This is a genomic window from Bartonella sp. AP21QHHD (genome assembly GCF_042196205.1).
Classification (GTDB): Bacteria; Pseudomonadota; Alphaproteobacteria; order Rhizobiales; family Rhizobiaceae; genus Bartonella.
This window is the reverse complement of record NZ_JBHIPT010000100.1, coordinates 1-20,030: the sequence shown is the minus strand read 5'-3', so window position 1 is coordinate 20,030 and position 20,030 is coordinate 1. Positions and strand designations below refer to the sequence as shown.

Sequence of the window (20,030 nt, the reverse complement as noted above, 5' to 3'; positions counted from 1 at the left end):
CCTCAAATTAAGCTGTATTCTCGTTTTAGTGATTCAGAAACTTGTTTATAACTTATAATTTATCCTTGACTTTACTTCAAATATTAACAATTGGGAATATAGCTGGGGAGTTTTTTTAAATCTTCCATAAACTTTTGTTTTTATCTCATCTATTATCTAGATTTACAACTCTCCAACTCTTCAGGAGGTACTTTATCATGACTGAAATCAAAACGGCCTTCGACTTCAAAAAATTTTCTCCTGAAGCTCTCGCTGAAAAGTTAAAGAACCAGCATTTTGCAGACTCTATTGATATCATAAATGACCTCGATATCATGGAACGTGTAACTATTCTTAGTCTTCTGCCTCTTGATTATGTTATCGAACTTTTTGATAAACCAGAGCTTGAGCAACCTGCTGCCATCCTAGAACTTCTCCCTATAAATCGTGCTGTTGAAATTCTTGATGGCATGTCTGCCGATGCTGCTGCAGACGTCTTTCAAGAAATGGATAAAGAAACCCGTACACGACTTTATGCCTTGCTTAACCCCTTAACGCGCGCTGAACTTAAAAAACTCACCAGTTATCCTGACCATACAGCAGGGGCACTGATGACAACAGAATTTATAGCCGTTCCTTCAAACTGGACCATACAAAAAACTTTGGATCACATCCGTGAGGTCGAGCGAACACGTGAAACAGTTTATACCAGCTATGTAATTGACCCTAAAACAGGTACTCTTCTAAAAGCTGTTTCCCTGCGTAACCTTATTCTTGCCTCACCTGATGAACTAATTCTTAATGTCCCTACCCATGACTCGCCCATTACAATATCGCCCTTCACACATCATGAAGATATCGCACGCCTTTTCCAGCGCCATGATCTTCTCTCTGTGCCTGTAGTTGATGAAAGTAACCATGTCATTGGCATTGTAACCGTTGATGACGTGCTTGATACTATGGTCGATGAGATGAATGAAGATGCCTATAAATTTGGGGGTATGGAAGCGCTTAATAAGCCCTATATGCAAATTAAGTTTCCTGAAATGATGAAAAAACGTGGCGGATGGCTCGCTTTACTCTTTATCGGTGAAATGCTGACAGCAAGCGCTATGCAACATTTCGAAACAGAACTCGAAAAAGCGATTATTCTTACACTGTTCATACCTCTCATTATGAGCTCAGGAGGAAATTCCGGCTCACAAGCTACATCCCTTATTATCCGTGCATTGGCTTTACGTGAACTCACGTTGAAAGACTGGTGGAAAGTGATCATTCGTGAAATTCCAACAGGATTATCCCTTGGTCTCTTACTAGGAATTATTGGTGTTACGCGCATTGCTCTTTGGCAAAAACTGGGTATCTACGACTATGGCCAACATTGGATTGCTATTTCGACAACAGTGGGTACAGCTTTAGTTGGAATCGTTACCTTTGGTTCTCTTTCTGGATCTATGTTGCCTTTTATTCTTAAAGGTTTAAAATTTGATCCAGCAAGTGCTTCTGCTCCTTTTGTGGCAACTTTAGTAGATGTCATGGGCATTATAATCTATTTTTCTGTAGCTTCCCTCATTTTGTCAGGAACTCTTCTTTAAACATGTAAAGTAAAAACTCTTACTTATGGAAAGATCTTGTCATGTAACCTAAGATTCTTTCCATAAGAAAATAAGCTTTATTATTTATTTTCTAGCGCACCGCTCCATAGATAATTTATTATTTTTTTTGAATAACAGCTCCGAATAACGTAAATTTACCTCATCATAAAGCTTCTCATATTAAATCGATTAAAGTCATCTTCTTGCCAGTCACAAACGAGATCGGTGTATGGCTAAAAACTATTCAAGAAAAAAATAAAATACTTCTTATATCTTCTTTCTCGTAGCAAAAACTGACGCAATATTGACAGCTGAGAAAGAATGATAATGATAATGCTCAACAGTTTTATATTTTTTCACAAAGGCGTTAATAGTATACTATTCGCGTATATTATATCATTTATGAGCCTATCATGGAATGGATGTAGTATACGTTAAGCAATCTCTCTTAAGTACATGAATATGCAACAACAAGTATATTCTGTTTAAAGTGTTCTGTTTGGCATGAAAAGCATGCTCCTATTAGAGAATACGATTAACAAAAGTGTGAGGGGCAAAGCACTATCTCCATGGTTTAAAAGATATTACTTTAGATGCCTTTGAAAGCATAAATTGGATTAACGGCAAAGATGGAAATTTTCTTTGGATGCCTTCATATTCTTTCTAAATAAGACTGTATTCTGGGTTCATAAATAAATAAAATAGATATAACTCTTGCCCCAATCTGGCATACAAAAGCTAGAACTTCTTATAAAATTCTTAATCATCTCAATATTTACCTCAAATACACGGTTGCATTAGATCTGGATTTTGATTGACAAGTTACAGAATAAGAAAAAGCTTTATTTAGAATAAGAATGTTGTACAATTGTCAATAAATTGGCTATGGATTGAGAGATATTCCGGATTTTTATTAATCTCTTTGCAAAACAACAACAATAATATGGCTAGCTTTATACTTACTTACTCTTACAAGAGCTCATATAAACTCCTTGTGTCATATTGATAGAAATCAAGTTGACGGTGATTTTTTGGATAATTCTTAGCTCGAGAATAGAACATACGCACTATAAAAATCCTTTTACGAAGCTCCAGCAATTGAAGCTTAATAGAACCTTAAAGACTTGGATAAATAGTTTTGTCATAAAAATATTGCCTCCATCTTCCAAAACTATAAAAAAACATGTAAAAGGTTTTTTAATAGTCAGGCAAAGAATGTAAAGACTTTGCCTCAAATGAAATTTCATTAAACGAAAAGAAGAAAATTTATGCAATTGCGTAACATTGCCATCATTGCCCACGTTGACCATGGGAAAACAACGCTTGTAGACGGACTTCTCAAGCAATCAGGAAACTTCCGTGATAATCAGCGTACAAGCGAACGTATGATGGATTCAAACGATATTGAGAAAGAACGCGGAATTACAATCCTAGCGAAAGTGACATCTGTTGTTTGGAAAGATACTCGAATTAATATTGTTGATACACCAGGACACGCCGACTTTGGTGGAGAAGTTGAACGCATCCTCAATATGGTTGATGGAGCCATTGTACTTGTTGATGCTGCTGAAGGACCAATGCCACAAACAAAATTTGTTGTTGGCAAAGCATTGAAAGTAGGATTGCGCCCTATTGTTGCTATTAATAAAATTGACCGACCGGATGCACGCGTTGATGAAGTCATCAATGAGGTTTTTGACCTTTTTGCTGCTCTTGATGCAACCGATGAACAGCTTGATTTTCCTATTCTTTATGGATCTGGACGCGATGGATGGATGGCTGAAGCCCCTGAAGGACCAAAAGATCATGGATTAGGTCCTTTATTTGATCTTGTGACGCAGCATGTCCCTTCTCCTAGTGTAGCAGAAGGACCGTTTCGCATGATTGGAACTATTCTTGAAGCGGATCCGTTTTTGGGACGAATTATTACAGGGCGGATTCATTCTGGCTCTCTAAAACCCAATCAAAATGTCAAAGTTCTTGGACAAGATGGAAAACTTTTAGAAACTGGGCGTATTTCAAAAATTTTAGCGTTTCGTGGCTTAGAACGGCAACCTATTGAAGAAGGAAGTGCTGGTGATATTGTTGCGATTGCAGGTCTACAAAAAGGTACCGTAGCTGATACTTTCTGTGATCCTACTGTCAATGAACCCCTTACTGCCCAACCAATTGATCCTCCTACTGTTACTATGAGTTTTCTCGTCAACGATAGTCCCCTTGCTGGAACTGAAGGCGATAAAGTAACAAGCCGTGTCATTCGTGACCGATTGTTAAAAGAAGCAGAAGGCAATGTCGCTCTTAAAATTGAAGAATCAGCCGATAAAGATTCTTTCTACGTTTCAGGACGAGGAGAATTACAGCTTGCAGTTCTCATTGAAAATATGCGCCGTGAAGGATTTGAACTTAGTGTTTCACGCCCACGTGTTGTTATGCAAAAAGATGAAAATGGAATAACTCTTGAGCCAATCGAAGAAGTTGTTATCGATGTTGATGAAGAATATTCCGGTACTGTTGTACAAAAAATGTCTGAACGTAAAGGCGAAATGGTGGAATTACGTCCTTCTGGAGGTAATCGTGTCCGCCTTGTCTTTTATGCACCAACCCGAGGACTCATTGGTTATCAATCTGAACTTTTAACGGACACACGTGGTACAGCAATTATGAATCGCCTTTTCCATGCTTATGAACCTTATAAAGGAGACATTGCTGGTCGTGTTAATGGTGTTATGATTTCAAATGACAACGGTGAATCTGTCGCTTATGCTCTTTTTAATCTTGAAGATCGTGGTCCTATGATCATCGATGCGGGTGTGAAAGTCTATCAAGGTATGATTATTGGCATCCACTCACGAGATAATGACTTAGAAGTCAATGTCTTAAAAGGGAAAAAACTTACCAATATGCGCGCTTCTGGAAAAGATGAGGCCGTAAAGTTAACGCCTCCCATTAAAATGACATTAGAACGTGCCTTATCGTGGATACAAGATGATGAACTTGTGGAGGTAACCCCTAAAAATATTCGTCTCCGCAAACTCTATCTTGATCCTAATGAACGTAAACGTTTTGAAAAAACACGTGCATCAATTTCAAGTTAATTTCATAATCTCTTTGGTAAAATATTTAATTGTATTGAGCCTCACTATATTCCAGAAAGGATGTCTCTATGAATATTAAGGAAATACCCGTAGGCAAAAATCCACCAGAAGATATTAACGTTATTGTGGAAGTCTCCCTTGGTGGGCAACCAATAAAATATGAGATGGATAAAAAGTCTGGTGCATTATTTGTTGACCGTTTTCTTCATACATCAATGGTTTATCCTGGAAATTACGGTTTTGTCCCTCATACGCTTTCAGATGATGGTGATCCTATTGATGTCCTTATCTGTAATACCCGTCCACTTATGCCTGGTTGTGTTATCAATGTTCGCCCCATCGGAGCTCTAATGATGGAAGATGATGGTGGTAAAGATGAAAAAATTATTGCCATTCCCACTACAAAATTAACAAAACGCTATATCAATATTCATGACTATACAGATCTACCCGAGATTACACTCAAACAAATTGAACATTTCTTCAAGCATTACAAAGATCTGGAACTTGGAAAATGGGCTAAAATTGAAGGATGGCGTGATAAAAACTTTGCGCATGAATTAATTAAGCAAGCTGTTGAGCGCAATAAAAAAATATAACGATTTTAATAAAATAAAGCCTATTTAAAAATAGGCTTTATTCTTTATTTTTTCTATGAGATGCAATCTCTAAAGGATTGCCATATCTGCTTTAGCTCTTCTAAATGTGTTGAAAAGTAAAGTTGTTTGTAGCGAGATATTGCACCGTTTTTCAGAGAAATAGAAGAAGATGGGATTCTCCATTGCTTCGCAAGAAATTTAATGAGAGCTTTATTCGCTTTTCCATCTTCAGGAACAGCACGAAGGCGTATAACCAGATATTGTTTTTCACCATCCCTACATTCAATCCCTATTATTTTGTCAACGGATGATTTGGGTATGAGATATACAAACAAAATCAAGTTATTTTCATCAACTTGATAAAACATGTATTCGCCTCAAATAATATTTCTATACATACATGTTTGCGTAAACACGCCACATGAAAGTACGAATAAAATAAATAATAATAAAAACTACAATAGGTGAAATATCAATTGTTCCAAAATTTGGTAAAATTTGCCGGATACGGCTTAGAATGGGATTTGTAAGACGATATAGAAAGCTTCCTATCAAAATAACAAAGCGATTGCGTGAATTTATGATATTAAAGACATAAAGCCAAGAAAAAATGACACTAGCGATTAAAATATCAATATAAATCTCAAAAATCAAATCAATCGTTCGAAGCAATGCATAAATCATGCGTCATCCCTTTCAATCAAGGAAACAGAAGAGCGTATAGAAAACCTTCATTAAAGCAGGTCTGTGTATCAAAAAATGGTTTTATATTTCAATACTCTTTTTTCTTGAATAAAAACCAGACATCTAAATTCTTCATCTCTCTATTTAATGACGATGCAGTTAGAAAACAAATATCAAAATTAAAAATAGCACATAAAATAGAAGAAACGGCAAAAAATCTGAATATCCCTTATAGGATTAATCTTAAATCTCATCGTTTTAATTATTAATTATAAAAAACAAACAAACTAAAAACGGCCTTTTAAAGGCCGCTTTTAGTTTTAAAATTATTTCTGCAAAGCAGTCAAACGATTAAGAGCACTGCTAAAACCATCTAGCTGAACAAATAAATCATTCAAAGCTGGTTCACCTGCAGCAGCAATTGTCATCGCCAACTTTAACTGTTTTCCAGAACGTAAAGCTGCTACGTGATTTTTGTCAAAAACGACAGGAACCACACAACCTGCTGGTACACAAGTCCGGATACCGGTTTCGATAACAGCTTTTCCCTCATCAACTTGTAAACGAACAGGTTTAGAAACCAAAATGCCAAAAGGAACTGTTAAATTACCAGATACAACACCCTCAGCATCGAGAGTAAGGCCCATAGCCACAACAACACGCCCCTGCTCATTTACTTCTTGACGGTGCATAAAACAAATTCTTTTCCCTTCTTGTATACCACAGTTAATAGTCCACAAACCGTAGGTTTCAGTCAAAGAAGAAGCTCCATTTGGCAATGTCGCTGCCGCATCTTTTGATGCAGGAGGCTTTGAACTTGTTGCAAATGCAACAGATGAAATACTCAAGAGAGTAAAAACTATAAGTAAATTAAATAACTTTTTCATTTTATATTCCTGTTCTTTACATAAAAGATAAACATGTTTATTATTTATTATAATATAAAGCATCTTAATAAAAAAAGCTTTCTCATAATCATATAGCTTTTATAATGGTCTAAGGCTACCTCGAAATTCGCTGACAACTTTCGTATAAACGTGCTTTTTAAAAGAAACAGCAATCAACGGAAGGGTTTCTAGATCAATCCATTTCCATTGATCGAATTCCGCTTTATTGCCATCTGGTGGCGGATTAATCGCAATTTCAGAAAGCTTTCCTGTAAACTGGAAAGCAAACCATTTTTGTATTTGCCCACGATATTTATTTGTTAATGTGCACCCAATAAGTTCTTGTGGAAAATCATAATGGAACCAATTTTGTGCTTCTTTAATCAACTTTACAGATCGAATACCCGTTTCTTCATAAAGTTCACGATATGCCGCATCTAATGGTTTTTCATCTTCATCAATCCCTCCTTGAGGAAGCTGCCAACGATGAGATATGTCAATATCTGCATCTGCATGAATGGGCATCATTAAACGACGCCCAACCCACACTTTCCCCTCATGATTAAAGACAACAATCCCAACACATTTGCGATATGGAAGAATCTTCAAATTAATATCTGCATCCATTTAATATTCCTCAAAATCGCAAGCTATAGATATCAATTCTCACTTTAACACATCCTTATTGGGATCTGGTGGAAATGCTGCATTTGCCATTTCACCTCGTAACAGTTTATAAGCCTCATTCAATTGAATATCATCTTTAGGGTCTTTGGGAACAAAAGCAGCTGAACCAGATCCTTTATTACTCTCTCGTTTTCCTTTGATATGTCCTTTTAATGCAGACTCACCAACTTTTACATCATAACCTTTATATTTTTCAGGGAGTGGTTGCTCTACAATAATATCAGGTGTGATCCCTGTTCCTTGAATAGAAGTGCCTGATGGCGTGTAATAAAGTGCTGTTGTTAAGCGTAAAGCCCCATTTTCACCCAAAGGAATAATTGTTTGAACAGATCCTTTACCAAAAGACTGCGTCCCTAAAATTGTTGCACGACGATGATCTTGCAATGCACCCGCAACAATTTCAGAAGCACTTGCTGAACCACCATTAATAAGAACAATGAGCGGTTTTCCATTGATGACATCCCCTGGCTTCGCATCAAATCTTGTCACATCACTCTTTTTGCGCCCACGAGTCGACACAATTTCACCTTTATTGAGAAAAGCACTCGAAACATTAACAGCTTGATCTAAAAGCCCACCCGGATTAAGCCGCAAATCAAGGACATAACCTTTTAGCTTATCTTCAGGAATTTTAGATTGGATATCTTTAATTGCCGCTAGAAGATTATTTAATGTCTGTTCAGAAAACTGGATAACTCTTAAATATCCAATATCACCTTCAACCCGATATTTCACCGCTTTTACTTTGATAATATCACGAACAATCTTCACTTCAAATGGCTTATCAACGCCAGAACGAATAATTGTTAAGGTAATTGGTGTTCCAGGAGCACCTCGCATCTTATTAACAGCTTCATTCAATGTTTGACCATTCGTTTGTACATCATCAATTTTTGAAATAAGGTCTCCTGCTAGAATACCTGCTTTTGAAGCGGGAGTATCATCCATTGGTGAAACAACTTTAATTAAGTTTTTTTCCATAGTGACCTCAATACCAAGACCTCCGAACTCTCCTTTCGTAGAATCCCGCATATCCTTGGCTTCTTCAGCATTCAAATAAGATGAATGAGGGTCCAGTGATGTGAGCATGCCATTGATAGCATTTTCAATAAGCTTTTTATCATCTGGAACTGTAACGTATTGCATACGCACACGCTCAAAAACATCGCCAAATATAGCTAGCTTTTTATATGCATTATCTTCATTATTCGCAGCAACAGACTGCACCATAATCATTGAACAGGCGCCGAGCAATACCCCAGCGACCAAAAGAATAACTTTACGAATCATTTTGGCTCCTTCTTATTTTTTCAGTCTGCCACCAAGGAGTTGGATTTACAGGTTTTCCCTGCTTTCTAAACTCAATGTAAAGCATTGGAGAAGTTTTTCCTATATCCAATGCAACACTGTTTGAAATAAATTGCATTTCCATTATACCCAGAGGCTCACCTGAAAGAACAAACTGCCCCTGTTTTACATTAATTCTCGACATTCCAGTAAGAATGATATGATAACCATTTCCAACATTGAGAATGATTAAATGTCCGTAAGAACGAAATGGCCCAGCAAAAGCAACAAAAGCATCCACAGGTGATATAACAACAGCTCCTGACTCTGTTTCTATCGTTTCACCAAAGCGCGTAATATGCGAACTTTTGTTAGAGTGATGTATTCTTTTTCCTGAAACAGGAAAAAGTAAAGAACCTTTTCGGCTTTCAAAATTGGACTGTTCTAACAATTGCAAACTTTTCCGTACCTGTACTGATGCATCAGAGCTAAGTTTTGACTGACGGTCGAGCTCTAAAATCAATTCTTCTAAAGACTGCGCTTTTTTAGCAAGAGCAATATTTTTTTGTTGCTGTTCTGTAAGTTCTTTTTCTGATTTTTTTTGTAGTTTGTTTTTTTGGTCTAATAAAAGCTCTAGACGTTTTCGCTGCTCTGCTTGATTTTGCAGCTTTGTCTTTAATGCCTTATATTCCGTAGTAATGGAATTACTCAAATTGGTCAACTCCTTGAGTTTTTCTGTTAAATCTCGTGTTTTCTCTTGCATTTGAGGAATAACGGTACCTAATAAAACAGAACTACGTATAGAAGCCAACGCGTCCTCTGGCTGTATCATAAGAGCAGGAGGCGGATTCAATCCCATACGCTCCAAAATTGCAAGAACTTCCGCAAATTCAGCACGACGATTTTTTAAACTTTGATAGACTTGTACCCGCTTTTCTATCATTTTTTTAAGCTTTTCTTCCCTTTTAGCAATATCATCTGCTACTATACGTTCTTCTTTAGCCGCCTTTATGAGTGCATCACTCAAAACACGTTGATCTTTTTTTAAATGCTCAACTTGATGCATAAGAAAAGCAACACGCTCACGCGAAAGTGAAATATTTTGGCGAATTTCTCCTAATTCTTTATGGACTTCCGTACTCCTCATTGTATCTTCCGCATGCGATACAGAAAAGCAAAAAAATATACTCAAGAGCAGAATGACAAATATGACGCACTCCTCATATAAATATAGCATCTTTCTATGAAGAAGCTTTTTCATTTGCAAAAACCATGACACCTCATCGTATACATTAGAGATGCTTTAAATGGTGTCAGCTAAAACAATATTAATAAACATATAAATAAGTGCTAAAAATTGAACAAAAATATTAAAAACGATGATACGGATGATTATTTTCAATTGTTACAGCGCGGTAAAGTTGTTCTGTAAGAAGAATACGTGCAATTTGATGTGGCCACGTCATCAAACCAAAAGATAAAAGAAAATCAGCACGCTTCCTTATTTGTTCATTATGCCCATCAGGTCCTCCCAAAGCAATGACGACATCTCGAATGCCCTCATCACGATAACGCCTCAATTTTTCAGAAAAAGAAATTGACGAAATCGATTCTCCACGCTCATCTAACACAATTAATCGACATTTTTCAGGTAAAAATTCAATAAGTTTTCTCCCCTCTTCCTCCATACGTTGATAAACTGTTTGAGCACGACTTTCTGGTATCTCTTGTAACTTTTTTAAATGAAAGCCTACATCTCCAGAAATTTTAGAAAAACGATCCAAATAATGCTGAACTAATTTTTGCTCCGCCCCACTTTTCATACGACCAACCGCAAAAATAGAAATTTGCATTTTAATGATCTCCGAAGAGAAGCAAAGCCGTATCGTTTAAATCCGGCGTCATCCATATTTTTTCTAAATTATAAAAAAGACGAATTTCTGGACGAAAAAGATGAATGATAATATCACCTGTATCAATCAATACCCAGTCACCTCCAGCAAGCCCTTCTACACGCGCAAGCCCCTGCCCACTATCTTTCCAAGTATGTAATAAATGATCAGCAACAGACGATACATGACGCTGCGAATTTGCTGAAGCTATGACCATATAATCAGCCAAAGATGACTTCCCTCGAATATCAATAGCAACAATATCTTCTGCTTTTGTATCTTCTAAACTCTTGAGAATAACTTCAAGACTCTCACTAACAGAAAAAACTTTTTTTTCTTTTGAAGGCATAATATCGTAAGAGTGTTTGTGTGCAATGTTTTTCAGATCAATATCCTTTCTTATCGTTGTGGAATCTAAAAAAGAGACTTCTCTAAAGAGAAGCAGAATCTTATGAAATGTTCAAGAAAAATCATTCTTCTTCAAACGAAGGTTTGTTGAAGATTGAAAAGATAAAGGTCCATGCAAATAAGTCCAAACTGGTGGCTTGATAAAAGGTAATCGCTTACTTTCTCTCTCATCCAAACGAAAACGGCGATAAATATGTGCCATAGGAGAGGAAAGTGCTGACCAATTGCCTAAAGGACGATCAATAATCGCAATAGGAAGCATAGAGACGATATCATGCCATCGATACCAATGATGTATCGTCGCAAAACTATCTGCCCCCATAATCCATACAAAATTTACGCCACTGTAATGGGTAAGAATATGAAAAATCGTATCTACTGATACTTTGCTCCCTATAGCCTGTTCAAAACCTGTTAAGCGAATTTTTGGATGGTCAATAAGTTTAAAACTTAATTGCATTCTCTCCTCTAAAGAGAGCAAATGTGTACAATCCTTTAAAGGATTTCCTGGAGTGATCATCCACCATAACTGATCAAGATGCAAACGCCGAATGGCAATTTTTGCAACAAGAAGATGCCCCGCATGCGGTGGATTAAAGGAACCACCAAAAAGACCCACAACATTAGATCTTTCAACATGTGGCATACAATTTTTCCATGGAAAAAATGGTGTTCTCAAGCTCTAACCTGACCATTTCCTTTAACGTGATATTGAAATGATGTTAGCTGTTCAACACCTATGGGACCACGTGCATGCATTTTTCCTGTTGCGATACCAATTTCCATTCCAAAACCAAATTCACCTCCATCAGCAAATTGTGTAGATGCATTGTGTAATAAAATAGCTGAATCTAAATGATTAAAAAAATTCTTCACCACTTCTAAATCCTCAGCAATAATCGATTCCGTATGTCCTGATGAATAACGCTTGATATGAGAAATGGCTCCCTCAACACCCTCAACCGTTTTAACAGAAAGAATAGCATCAAGATATTCATGCGACCAATCTTCTTCAGAAGCTAATTTGACATCTGGCATAAGAAAAACAATATCTTCTGTGGCACGAATTTCACACCCCTTTTCCTGTAAAGCAGTTAAAACAGGAAGAAATTTTTTTAATGCTTGGCCGTCAATGAGAACTGTCTCAACAGCACCGCATATCCCTGTTCGCCGCAGCTTTGCATTTAAAACAATATTGCGTGCCATATCTAAATCTGCCGATTTATCAATATAAATATGACAAAGTCCCTCCAAATGAGCAAAAATTGGAACACGTGCATCAGACTGAACGCGGGCAACAAGGCTCTTTCCACCACGTGGTACGATCACATCAATCGCTCCATCCAATCCTTTGAGCATTTCCCCAACGGCAGCACGATCTGTCGTTCCAACCATTTGGATGGCATCTTTAGGTAAACCAGAGCGCTCTAAACCTTGTACCAAAGCTAAATGAAGAGCATGAGAAGAATGAAAGCTATCCGAACCACCGCGCAAAATCGCAGCATTGCCAGCTTTTAAGCACAAAGCACTCGCATCAACTGTAACATTTGGACGACTTTCATAAATAATGCCAATCACACCAAGAGGTGTTCGTACACGACTTATATGAAGCCCATTTGGACGCGTCCATTCATCCATCACTTGCCCAACAGGATCAGATAAACGAGCAACTTGGCGAACACTGTCTATCATTGCACGTAAACGCAAATCATCTAATTTTAGCCGATCAATCATTGCAGCTTTCAAATTATTCTGAGCAGCATTCTCTAAATCTTGACAATTCGCCCGTAAAATTTCATCTGACTGAGCCTCTAAACTTAAAGCGATCATTTCTAATGCATTGTTCTTTTGCTCAGAAGAAGCAACAGCCAATGCTGCAGCGGCATAGCGTGCTTTTTGTCCCATATCTTTCATTTTTTCTTCTAAAGTCATCGTAACATCCACTCTGCCAAAACAATAAAAACAAAAGTAACTTTTTTAAACAGAATTGATCAAGAAACGTACAATCATATCATTACGATGCACCATAGCAGAGCGCGCCTCATACCCAAGAATAGCTTCGATTTCTTCACTTTTATGTCCTATAATGCGTACAGCCTCATCTTTGTCATAGCTTACAAGTCCACGCGCAATCTCAACTCCATCTGTATCAACAATTGCAACCGTATCCCCACGCTGGAAACTTCCCTCAACGCCAATAACCCCTGCAGCTAATAATGATTTTCCTGATTCAAGAGCCCTAATGGCTCCTTGATCAATCGTCAAAACACCAGATGGATCTAAATGACCAGAAATCCATGTTTTCCAAGCATTGACAGATTTCTTACTTGCCGCAAAAAAACTCTTGCGTTCACCTTTGTCAATTGCAGCAAGGGGATTCATACGCTTGCCTGAGGTGATAATCATCGCCGTTCCAGCAGCATTAGCTATTTTTCCGGCTTCAAGCTTAGTCTTCATTCCTCCCCGTGAAAACTCTGAAGCAGCAACATCTGCCATTTTTTCGATATCATGCGTAATGGATGCAACAAAAGGTATAAATTCAGCCGTAGGATCACTATGGGGAGACTTTGTATAAAGACCATCAATATCAGATAAAAGTATTAAAAGATCTGCCCCCATCATTGTTGCCACACGTGCAGCTAAACGATCATTATCACCATAACGAATTTCATTTGTCGCAACAGTATCATTCTCATTAATAACAGGTACTGCTCTAAAACGTAAAAGTACATTAATCGTTGCACGTGCATTGAGATAACGCCTTCGCTCTTCCGTATCAAATAAAGTGAGCAAAATTTGGCCTGTTTTGAGCCCATGTTGAGCAAGCGCATCACCATAGGTTTTAGCTAACTCAATTTGCCCCAAAGCAGCACATGCCTGGCTTTCTTCCAATTTCAAAGCCCCCTTAGGAAGCTGTAGCAATGTCCTTCCTAAAGCAATAGCACCTGAAGACACCAACAATATCTCTACACCTTTTTTGTGCAATTCAACAACATCACTAATCAAGCTTTTAAGCCATTCAACCCGTAAACCTGCCTGAGGATCAACCAAAAGGGCAGATCCAATCTTGACCACAATACGTTTATAGTGTGTAAGTTTTTGCGATCCAACAGCCATCTCAATCAACCTTGCTATCCCCACTAATCTCCTCTTTGCGTGACATTTCAATAATATGTGCACCAGCACGCAGCACATTTTCTAAACCTTCGCGGCTAACGGCAGAAAACATCATAACAGGTTGGTCCGCAGCTCTTTGCAAAGCTTCCTGTTTCGTTTTACGCTCTTCAATCGTTAGCGTATCTATCTGGCTTAAAGCAATAATTTCAGTTTTATCACTTAGATTATTTCCATATGCCTCAAGTTCATGACGCACAATTTGATATGCTTTTGCAACATCTTCTTCTTGAGCAGAAATCAAATGAAGGAGGACACGACAACGTTCCACATGTCCTAAAAAACGGTCTCCAATTCCCACCCCTTCATGGGCTCCTTCGATTAACCCCGGAATATCAGCCAAAACAAATTCACGACCATCAATTCGTACAACACCAAGATGAGGATGTAGAGTAGTAAAAGGATAATCTGCAACTTTTGGCTTTGCCGCCGTTACAGAAGCTAAAAAAGTTGATTTTCCGGCATTTGGTAAACCAACAAGCCCCGCATCAGCAATTAACTTCAAACGAAGCCATATTGCACGCTCTTCTCCAGCCAAACCTGGATTTGCACGACGCGGTGCCCGATTTGTCGATGTTGTAAAGTGAAGATTGCCAAAACCGCCATTCCCTCCTTTTGCAAGGCGATAGCGCTGTCCCACTTCCGTTAAATCACATATTAACGTTGTATTATCTTCTTCAAAAATTTGCGTCCCAACCGGAACTTTAAGGATGACATCATCACCCTTCTCACCCGTCATATTACGCCCCTTGCCATGTCCCCCTGTTTTTGCTTTAAAATGCTGTTGGTAGCGATAATCAATCAGCGTGTTAAGCCCATCAACAACAAGAGCCCAGACATCACCACCCCGTCCTCCATTCCCTCCATCAGTCCCCCCAAATTCTATGAATTTTTCACGGCGAAATGATACTGCTCCAGAACCTCCATTACCAGAACGAATATAAACTTTAGCTTGATCAAGAAATTTCATTGGAAACACTCACTGAGGAATCAATCTCTCTACCTCTATAGGCAATACATTAATTTTACCAGTTTTTCATCATTGATAACAGAAAAACTGTCGCTATCGCTGATAACTCTTTGAGAAAAAAATCATCACATTTAAATAGGTTAAGTAAAGTTAAGTCTTCTTAAAAGAAGGTGCTATTCTTGTATTTTTTTCCCTTAAATTCAAGCGCTAGAAGATAAAGCTCTACTGATTCTGATCGGCTTGCGGGTGGTTTAACATGGTAGACTTTTTTAAAATGCTGTTTTAATCTTGCAAGAAGAGTGTTTTCTGCTCCCCCTTGAAAAGCCTTTACTAAAAAATATCCCCCAGGCTTGAGAACCGAAAGAGCAAAATCAGCCGCAACTTCACATAAATAAATCGTTCTTAAATGATCCGTCTGACGATGACCTGTTGTTGGCGCTGCCATATCAGAAAGAACCACATCCGGTTTTGTCCCTAAAGTTTCAATTAATTTCTGCTGTGCATCTGTATGCAAAAAATCCATTTCCAACATGGCAACTCTAGGTAATGGATCAACATGTAAATAATCAATACCAACAACGCTAGGATCTTCATCACTTGACCCTACTATACGCTCAGCCACCTGACACCACCCCCCAGGTGCTGCTCCTAGATCAATAACCTTTTGACCTTTTTTCAAAAACCTATAGCGCTCATTAATTTCAATGAGTTTATAAGCCGCACGCGAACGATAACCATCTACTTTTGATTGATGGACATAAGGATCATTCAGATGCCTCTCTAACCATCGTCGTGATGAAGCTTTAATGGTTCCTGCTTTCTTTTTTACGCGCTGATATAATTCATGTGACCCTGAGCCTCCATAGCCACCTCTCGGTGTTTTTGTTATTTTTTTCATCGTTATTCATTGTCTCCATATTTAATTCTCTAACGCTTGAAATCTCTGCTCTTTCTATGACGACACCATACTCCATCGCGTAACATCAGCTCTATCAAAATTCCTTCCCTTAATCCACGATCAGCAACTCTTAAACGCTGACTTGGCCAAACTTCCCGAATAACATCTAAAATTGCACAACCAGCTAAAACTAAATCTGCTCTCTCGCGTCCAATAAAAGGACTTATGACACGTTTTTCTATATCCCATGATAATAGGCGTTGTGTCATAAGTGTAATGTCTGCATCATTCATCCAAATGCCATCCACTTTTTTCCTATCATAACGCTCTAAATTAAGATACATTCCTGCTAAAGTTGTAACCGTACCGGAGGTTCCCAAAAGATGAAACTTCGAACCTTGTGCTAACTCTCCTAATTTATGACGATCTGAAAAATTATTTAATAACCCTCGCACATAACTTTTCATTTTTTCAAAATCGTCTAAGCTAATATCATTCCCTCCAAAACGTTCAGCAAGCGTAACAACACCAACAGGAAGAGAAGTCCAAGCGATAATTTGTCGAGCTAAACGAAAAGAACGCTTTTGAGAAACATCAAGTAGCACAATTTCTGATGATCCTCCTCCAATATCAAAAAGCACAATTGCGTCAGTATTGGGTTCAACAAGTGTACTACACCCTGTAACAGCAAAACGCGCTTCTGTTTGCCGATCAACAATTTCCAATTCAAGACCTGTCTCCTCCAAAACACGCTGAATAAAATGTCTACCATTTTCTGCAGAACGACAAGCTTCCGTTGCAATCAAGCGATAACGCTTAATATGCCTTTGTTTTAGCTTTAAATGACAAATCTTTAATGCTTCAATCGCACGATCCATAGCTTGTGTATTAAGAAAACCGTTATTTATTAAACCTTCTCCCAATCGTACAATACGAGAAAAAGCATCAACAACACGAAAATATCCAAGTTTACTGGGAGATGCGATAAGAAGACGACAATTATTTGTTCCGAGATCAAGTGCCGCATAAAGAGGTGGAGATTTTACTGGATGGAACCGTCGAAGAAAAGGTGTTTTGAGTTTTTTTGTTTTTTGAGCACCTATCATTATCTGACTATGAAACTCAAAAGCTGCCTCAGATTGAACAAAAATCTGTTTCTGTTCATAATGTTTTTTTCTCTGTTGTCTCTTTATATCAACAAGGACAGAATATGCCTCTGTTCGTGACAATGCAGAATGATTATTTGTATTACTACCGCACTGATCATACAACTGATCTGCTTTGGTATCGTATATTTCTCCTCGCTTCAACTCTTTTGAACCATAATTTAACGGGGTCATTTCCCTTATCCCTTGAGCGTTCCCCCCAATAAATAAACGCGAAAACTCTTCTGCTCATTTCTAAATAAAGCAATAATGCAGCATCAAATGATAAATACAAGAAATCACTCTTTCTTTTCCTATCATTAAAATTTTCTACACTAGCATCATTCAGATTTTTGTATAATCTTTCGGTTGTTTCCGTAAAATCATGTTTCTCTTTATGAACTTAAAACTATAAATTAATCGTTTACGTTCACATCAATTTTTATAAATTATGCTCTTTTCTTTATACCATTTACACGGAGCACACCTCTATTGTAACAAACCTACACTATCATACTATTTGCTGACTCTTAAGGTTACAACAACCTATACATTAGTACGGTTTATAAGAAAAATTTTTTTAATCTCGTTATCCACACACGAGCCTCGTTTGTTATATGCAATGAAATAGCTTTGATTATGCTGAAATAAAAGTTCTGTAGTACCACAAACTGCAATTACAATAGCTGTTATTTTGTGAATACCAATAAAAACTATCGTTCAAAAAAATCTCTAGAATTATAAATTTATCTGAAAAATATTAATGCATAATCAGACCGCTTTAAAAATCCATTTGAAGCTTAAAAAAAGAATTTAGTCTACTCATTATTGTAAGGAATAAATCGAGTGTTTCTAATCTTTTTTACTTTTAATAACTAACGAAATCATTCTTTAAGCATTATGGAAAACACTAACTTGATTTTCTATTACATATAAAGAACTTACTGTAACTTTATATTCATAAAACTCTCACTCTTTCCAACAAATCACCTCGATATCATATTATATAAAACTTCTTACTTATTTGACCTTATAATTTACACTCAGAAATATAATACAACAATTTATGGAAAAATGACTCTTGTTAAAAATACTCGATGGATTCTAAGGACGGAAAGAATTAAGTGCTGCATTTAACCCTTTAAATGGTACAGTAAAAGAAAATACCTTACCTTCTTTAGTTTTATAGGAAATACGTACCTTATTGTTCTGCTCTATTTGTTTAGTCAAAACCGGACCTACAGGTGATTGTGCCAAACAAACCGTTTCATTACATTGCGTATAATTAATAAGAACAGGTTTTTTAACACCTTTTACAAACATTTGAATCGGAACATTTATATCAGAATTTGGCAATGTTCGAAAAAGCATCACTGCTTGACCACTTGTCGTAGAAACAAGAGACCAACTAAAAATGGTATTTCCTTCTTGATCATGAACCGTCTGTGTCACATTACATATACCTTGCTTATGTTTCAGCTTTTGTTTTTCGTCACAAATCAAAGTCCAATCATAAAACTGCATAATAATTCGACGTGTTTCGCCAAGTTCTCCCTTAGGTATCGATAAGCGCGGTGGATGCACTGTATAAATATTATTGTTCTCGTTGGCAAAGCTTTCGCTCTTGCCTATTAAGGCAAGAGCAAACAGAACCTTTACTAACATACTTCTCGTTTTTACAATAACAGCTATTTTTTCTATTATCATCTCAACCTCAGAGTAATTCCAGCGCCTATTCCCCAATGACCTCCAGCACTTGTCACAGATACATTCGAGCGAATATTTCCATCTTCAGATGTATAACCAGCACCAATAGCAAATGCAGATTGACTGCGCCATAAACCACTCCCAAATGAAACACTTAAAGATCCTGGTATATCATAGTAACGTAAGTTGGACACCGCTAGACCAATAGCAGCAGCTTGTCTTGCTTCCTTGCGAACATCCTCAATAGCATAATTCAATGTCTCAAACTTCATATCCGTATAGGATTTCGACTCGTTAACAGCATCATTGACAAGACCACTAACTTTCTCATCCGTATACTTATTGGCATCTTCAAGAACTATCTTCATCTGCTCTTCAGTATAATCATGCAACTGACCACCATTAACAGCTTGCTGAGAACCTGTTTCAATCTTTCCATCCGCTACATTATCTATCATAACAGGTTCGCTGTCATTGCCTCCTACTAACGTAACCTTATTCGTCTTTTTACCATCATCATCTTTGTCATATTTAACCGCTCCATCCATAACCGTTGTTGTAATATCTTTTACATGTTGATCAATCGTATCTACTTTCTTTTCAACCTCTTTCACTTTCTCATTCGTCTCCCATAGCTGACCTCCATTCACAACTTCTTGTGAATTCTCTTCAACTTTACCAGCTAAGACATTCTTAATCTTGCTCGACTTGTCATCATGCTTCGCGTCGTACGCTCCTTCAGTTTCATTCCAATTTAAACCATTGGACGCAACATTCTTCTCAACATCATGAATACGATTGTTGATATTGGTCATACCTGTATTCACACCATCAAACGCAGCCGCAACATTATCATAGCTCGTCTTCTCATCTGAACTACCGTCACTCTTAAATTGTGCAACCTTGAATTCCGGTGCACTCCATTTCCCATCCTTATAGCCGGCTCCTCCTCCTAAATAGGACGCTAAGACATTACTCATAGAATAAAGCTGTGAACCATTCACCGCATCCGTCGATGTTTCT

19 protein-coding genes are annotated in these 20,030 nt (G+C 37.5%); 3 read left to right on the top strand and 16 right to left on the bottom strand.

What is annotated here, in order from left to right; all coding sequences use genetic code 11:
• Nucleotides 1-197 precede the first annotated feature (197 nt).
• The 3 genes from mgtE to ppa all read left to right on the top strand — a co-directional run bounded on the left by mgtE (nt 198) and on the right by ppa (nt 5,268).
• Nucleotides 198-1,574, top strand: coding sequence for a magnesium transporter (mgtE, locus tag ACFIMC_RS05995; protein ID WP_375636692.1), 1,377 nt, complete (start codon nt 198-200; stop codon nt 1,572-1,574).
• A gap of 1,268 nt (nt 1,575-2,842) precedes the next feature.
• A complete protein-coding gene (gene typA / locus ACFIMC_RS05990) occupies nt 2,843-4,669 on the top strand; it encodes a translational GTPase TypA (protein WP_375671912.1) in 1,827 nt (608 codons plus the stop codon).
• A 68-nt stretch (nt 4,670-4,737) separates the two neighbouring features.
• Complete coding sequence (ppa, locus tag ACFIMC_RS05985) at nt 4,738-5,268, top strand: inorganic diphosphatase (RefSeq protein WP_375671911.1); 531 nt, start codon at nt 4,738-4,740, stop codon at nt 5,266-5,268.
• Between the two features lie 53 nt (nt 5,269-5,321).
• Here ppa and ACFIMC_RS05980 read toward each other — a convergent pair whose 3' ends face one another.
• The 16 genes from ACFIMC_RS05980 to ACFIMC_RS05905 all read right to left on the bottom strand — a co-directional run.
• A complete protein-coding gene (locus ACFIMC_RS05980) occupies nt 5,322-5,636 on the bottom strand; it encodes a DUF167 domain-containing protein (RefSeq protein ID WP_375646378.1) in 315 nt (104 codons plus the stop codon).
• Nucleotides 5,637-5,658: 22 nt separating this feature from the next.
• Entirely contained in the window at nt 5,659-5,952 is a 294-nt protein-coding gene (locus ACFIMC_RS05975; RefSeq protein WP_375671910.1) for a YggT family protein, read from the bottom strand.
• Nucleotides 5,953-6,278: 326 nt separating this feature from the next.
• On the bottom strand, nt 6,279-6,839 hold the full coding sequence (locus ACFIMC_RS05970) for an invasion associated locus B family protein (RefSeq protein WP_273790632.1): 561 nt from the start codon (nt 6,837-6,839) through the stop codon (nt 6,279-6,281).
• Between the two features lie 99 nt (nt 6,840-6,938).
• Complete coding sequence (locus ACFIMC_RS05965) at nt 6,939-7,466, bottom strand: RNA pyrophosphohydrolase (RefSeq protein ID WP_375611860.1); 528 nt, start codon at nt 7,464-7,466, stop codon at nt 6,939-6,941.
• 39 nt (nt 7,467-7,505) lie between these two features.
• Nucleotides 7,506-8,816, bottom strand: coding sequence for a S41 family peptidase (locus ACFIMC_RS05960; RefSeq protein WP_273790634.1), 1,311 nt, complete (start codon nt 8,814-8,816; stop codon nt 7,506-7,508).
• Nucleotides 8,806-10,050, bottom strand: a complete 1,245-nt coding sequence (locus tag ACFIMC_RS05955; RefSeq protein ID WP_375671927.1) for a murein hydrolase activator EnvC family protein — start codon at nt 10,048-10,050, stop codon at nt 8,806-8,808. Before ACFIMC_RS05955 ends, ACFIMC_RS05960 begins: the two co-directional genes overlap by 11 nt.
• 133 nt (nt 10,051-10,183) lie before the next feature.
• On the bottom strand, nt 10,184-10,666 hold the full coding sequence (gene rlmH / locus ACFIMC_RS05950) for a 23S rRNA (pseudouridine(1915)-N(3))-methyltransferase RlmH (RefSeq protein ID WP_375611861.1): 483 nt from the start codon (nt 10,664-10,666) through the stop codon (nt 10,184-10,186).
• Nucleotide 10,667: 1 nt separating this feature from the next.
• The gene (gene rsfS, locus ACFIMC_RS05945) at nt 10,668-11,054 is read right to left on the bottom strand and encodes a ribosome silencing factor (protein WP_375610572.1); all 387 of its coding nucleotides are present in this window, start codon (nt 11,052-11,054) and stop codon (nt 10,668-10,670) included.
• 111 nt (nt 11,055-11,165) lie between these two features.
• On the bottom strand, nt 11,166-11,759 hold the full coding sequence (locus tag ACFIMC_RS05940) for a nicotinate-nucleotide adenylyltransferase (RefSeq protein WP_375629990.1): 594 nt from the start codon (nt 11,757-11,759) through the stop codon (nt 11,166-11,168).
• A gap of 29 nt (nt 11,760-11,788) precedes the next feature.
• Complete coding sequence (locus ACFIMC_RS05935; protein WP_375629989.1) at nt 11,789-13,045, bottom strand: glutamate-5-semialdehyde dehydrogenase; 1,257 nt, start codon at nt 13,043-13,045, stop codon at nt 11,789-11,791.
• Nucleotides 13,046-13,090: 45 nt separating this feature from the next.
• Entirely contained in the window at nt 13,091-14,230 is a 1,140-nt protein-coding gene (gene proB, locus ACFIMC_RS05930) for a glutamate 5-kinase (protein WP_375671909.1), read from the bottom strand.
• A 1-nt stretch (nt 14,231) separates the two neighbouring features.
• Complete coding sequence (obgE, locus tag ACFIMC_RS05925; protein ID WP_375671908.1) at nt 14,232-15,257, bottom strand: GTPase ObgE; 1,026 nt, start codon at nt 15,255-15,257, stop codon at nt 14,232-14,234.
• Between the two features lie 160 nt (nt 15,258-15,417).
• Entirely contained in the window at nt 15,418-16,155 is a 738-nt protein-coding gene (locus ACFIMC_RS05920; RefSeq protein ID WP_375618088.1) for an RlmE family RNA methyltransferase, read from the bottom strand.
• Between the two features lie 29 nt (nt 16,156-16,184).
• On the bottom strand, nt 16,185-17,495 hold the full coding sequence (locus tag ACFIMC_RS05915) for a Ppx/GppA phosphatase family protein (RefSeq protein ID WP_375671907.1): 1,311 nt from the start codon (nt 17,493-17,495) through the stop codon (nt 16,185-16,187).
• A gap of 909 nt (nt 17,496-18,404) precedes the next feature.
• Nucleotides 18,405-19,007 (bottom strand): invasion associated locus B family protein, encoded by a 603-nt coding sequence (locus tag ACFIMC_RS05910; protein ID WP_375680806.1) that lies wholly within the window; start codon nt 19,005-19,007, stop codon nt 18,405-18,407.
• A partial coding sequence (locus tag ACFIMC_RS05905; protein WP_375685710.1) for a Vomp family autotransporter occupies nt 19,004-20,030 on the bottom strand: 1,027 nt, incomplete at its 5' end. The genes ACFIMC_RS05905 and ACFIMC_RS05910, both read right to left, overlap by 4 nt.

Bases quoted from the DNA above. Each gene is read 5' to 3' on its own strand.
- ACFIMC_RS05915 (WP_375671907.1), bottom strand. From the start codon at position 17,495: ATGACCCCGTTAAATTATGGTTCAAAAGAGTTGAAGCGAGGAGAAATA.
- ACFIMC_RS05965 (WP_375611860.1), bottom strand. From the start codon at position 7,466: ATGGATGCAGATATTAATTTGAAGATTCTTCCATATCGCAAATGTGTT.
- ACFIMC_RS05910 (WP_375680806.1), bottom strand. From the start codon at position 19,007: ATGATAATAGAAAAAATAGCTGTTATTGTAAAAACGAGAAGTATGTTA.
- typA (WP_375671912.1), top strand. From the start codon at position 2,843: ATGCAATTGCGTAACATTGCCATCATTGCCCACGTTGACCATGGGAAA.
- obgE (WP_375671908.1), bottom strand. From the start codon at position 15,257: ATGAAATTTCTTGATCAAGCTAAAGTTTATATTCGTTCTGGTAATGGA.
- ACFIMC_RS05970 (WP_273790632.1), bottom strand. From the start codon at position 6,839: ATGAAAAAGTTATTTAATTTACTTATAGTTTTTACTCTCTTGAGTATT.
- rlmH (WP_375611861.1), bottom strand. From the start codon at position 10,666: ATGCAAATTTCTATTTTTGCGGTTGGTCGTATGAAAAGTGGGGCGGAG.
- ACFIMC_RS05920 (WP_375618088.1), bottom strand. From the start codon at position 16,155: ATGAAAAAAATAACAAAAACACCGAGAGGTGGCTATGGAGGCTCAGGG.
- ACFIMC_RS05960 (WP_273790634.1), bottom strand. From the start codon at position 8,816: ATGATTCGTAAAGTTATTCTTTTGGTCGCTGGGGTATTGCTCGGCGCC.
- ACFIMC_RS05955 (WP_375671927.1), bottom strand. From the start codon at position 10,050: ATGCTATATTTATATGAGGAGTGCGTCATATTTGTCATTCTGCTCTTG.
- ACFIMC_RS05975 (WP_375671910.1), bottom strand. From the start codon at position 5,952: ATGATTTATGCATTGCTTCGAACGATTGATTTGATTTTTGAGATTTAT.
- ACFIMC_RS05980 (WP_375646378.1), bottom strand. From the start codon at position 5,636: ATGTTTTATCAAGTTGATGAAAATAACTTGATTTTGTTTGTATATCTC.
- rsfS (WP_375610572.1), bottom strand. From the start codon at position 11,054: ATGCCTTCAAAAGAAAAAAAAGTTTTTTCTGTTAGTGAGAGTCTTGAA.
- mgtE (WP_375636692.1), top strand. From the start codon at position 198: ATGACTGAAATCAAAACGGCCTTCGACTTCAAAAAATTTTCTCCTGAA.
- ACFIMC_RS05935 (WP_375629989.1), bottom strand. From the start codon at position 13,045: ATGACTTTAGAAGAAAAAATGAAAGATATGGGACAAAAAGCACGCTAT.
- proB (WP_375671909.1), bottom strand. From the start codon at position 14,230: ATGGCTGTTGGATCGCAAAAACTTACACACTATAAACGTATTGTGGTC.
- ACFIMC_RS05940 (WP_375629990.1), bottom strand. From the start codon at position 11,759: ATGCCACATGTTGAAAGATCTAATGTTGTGGGTCTTTTTGGTGGTTCC.
- ppa (WP_375671911.1), top strand. From the start codon at position 4,738: ATGAATATTAAGGAAATACCCGTAGGCAAAAATCCACCAGAAGATATT.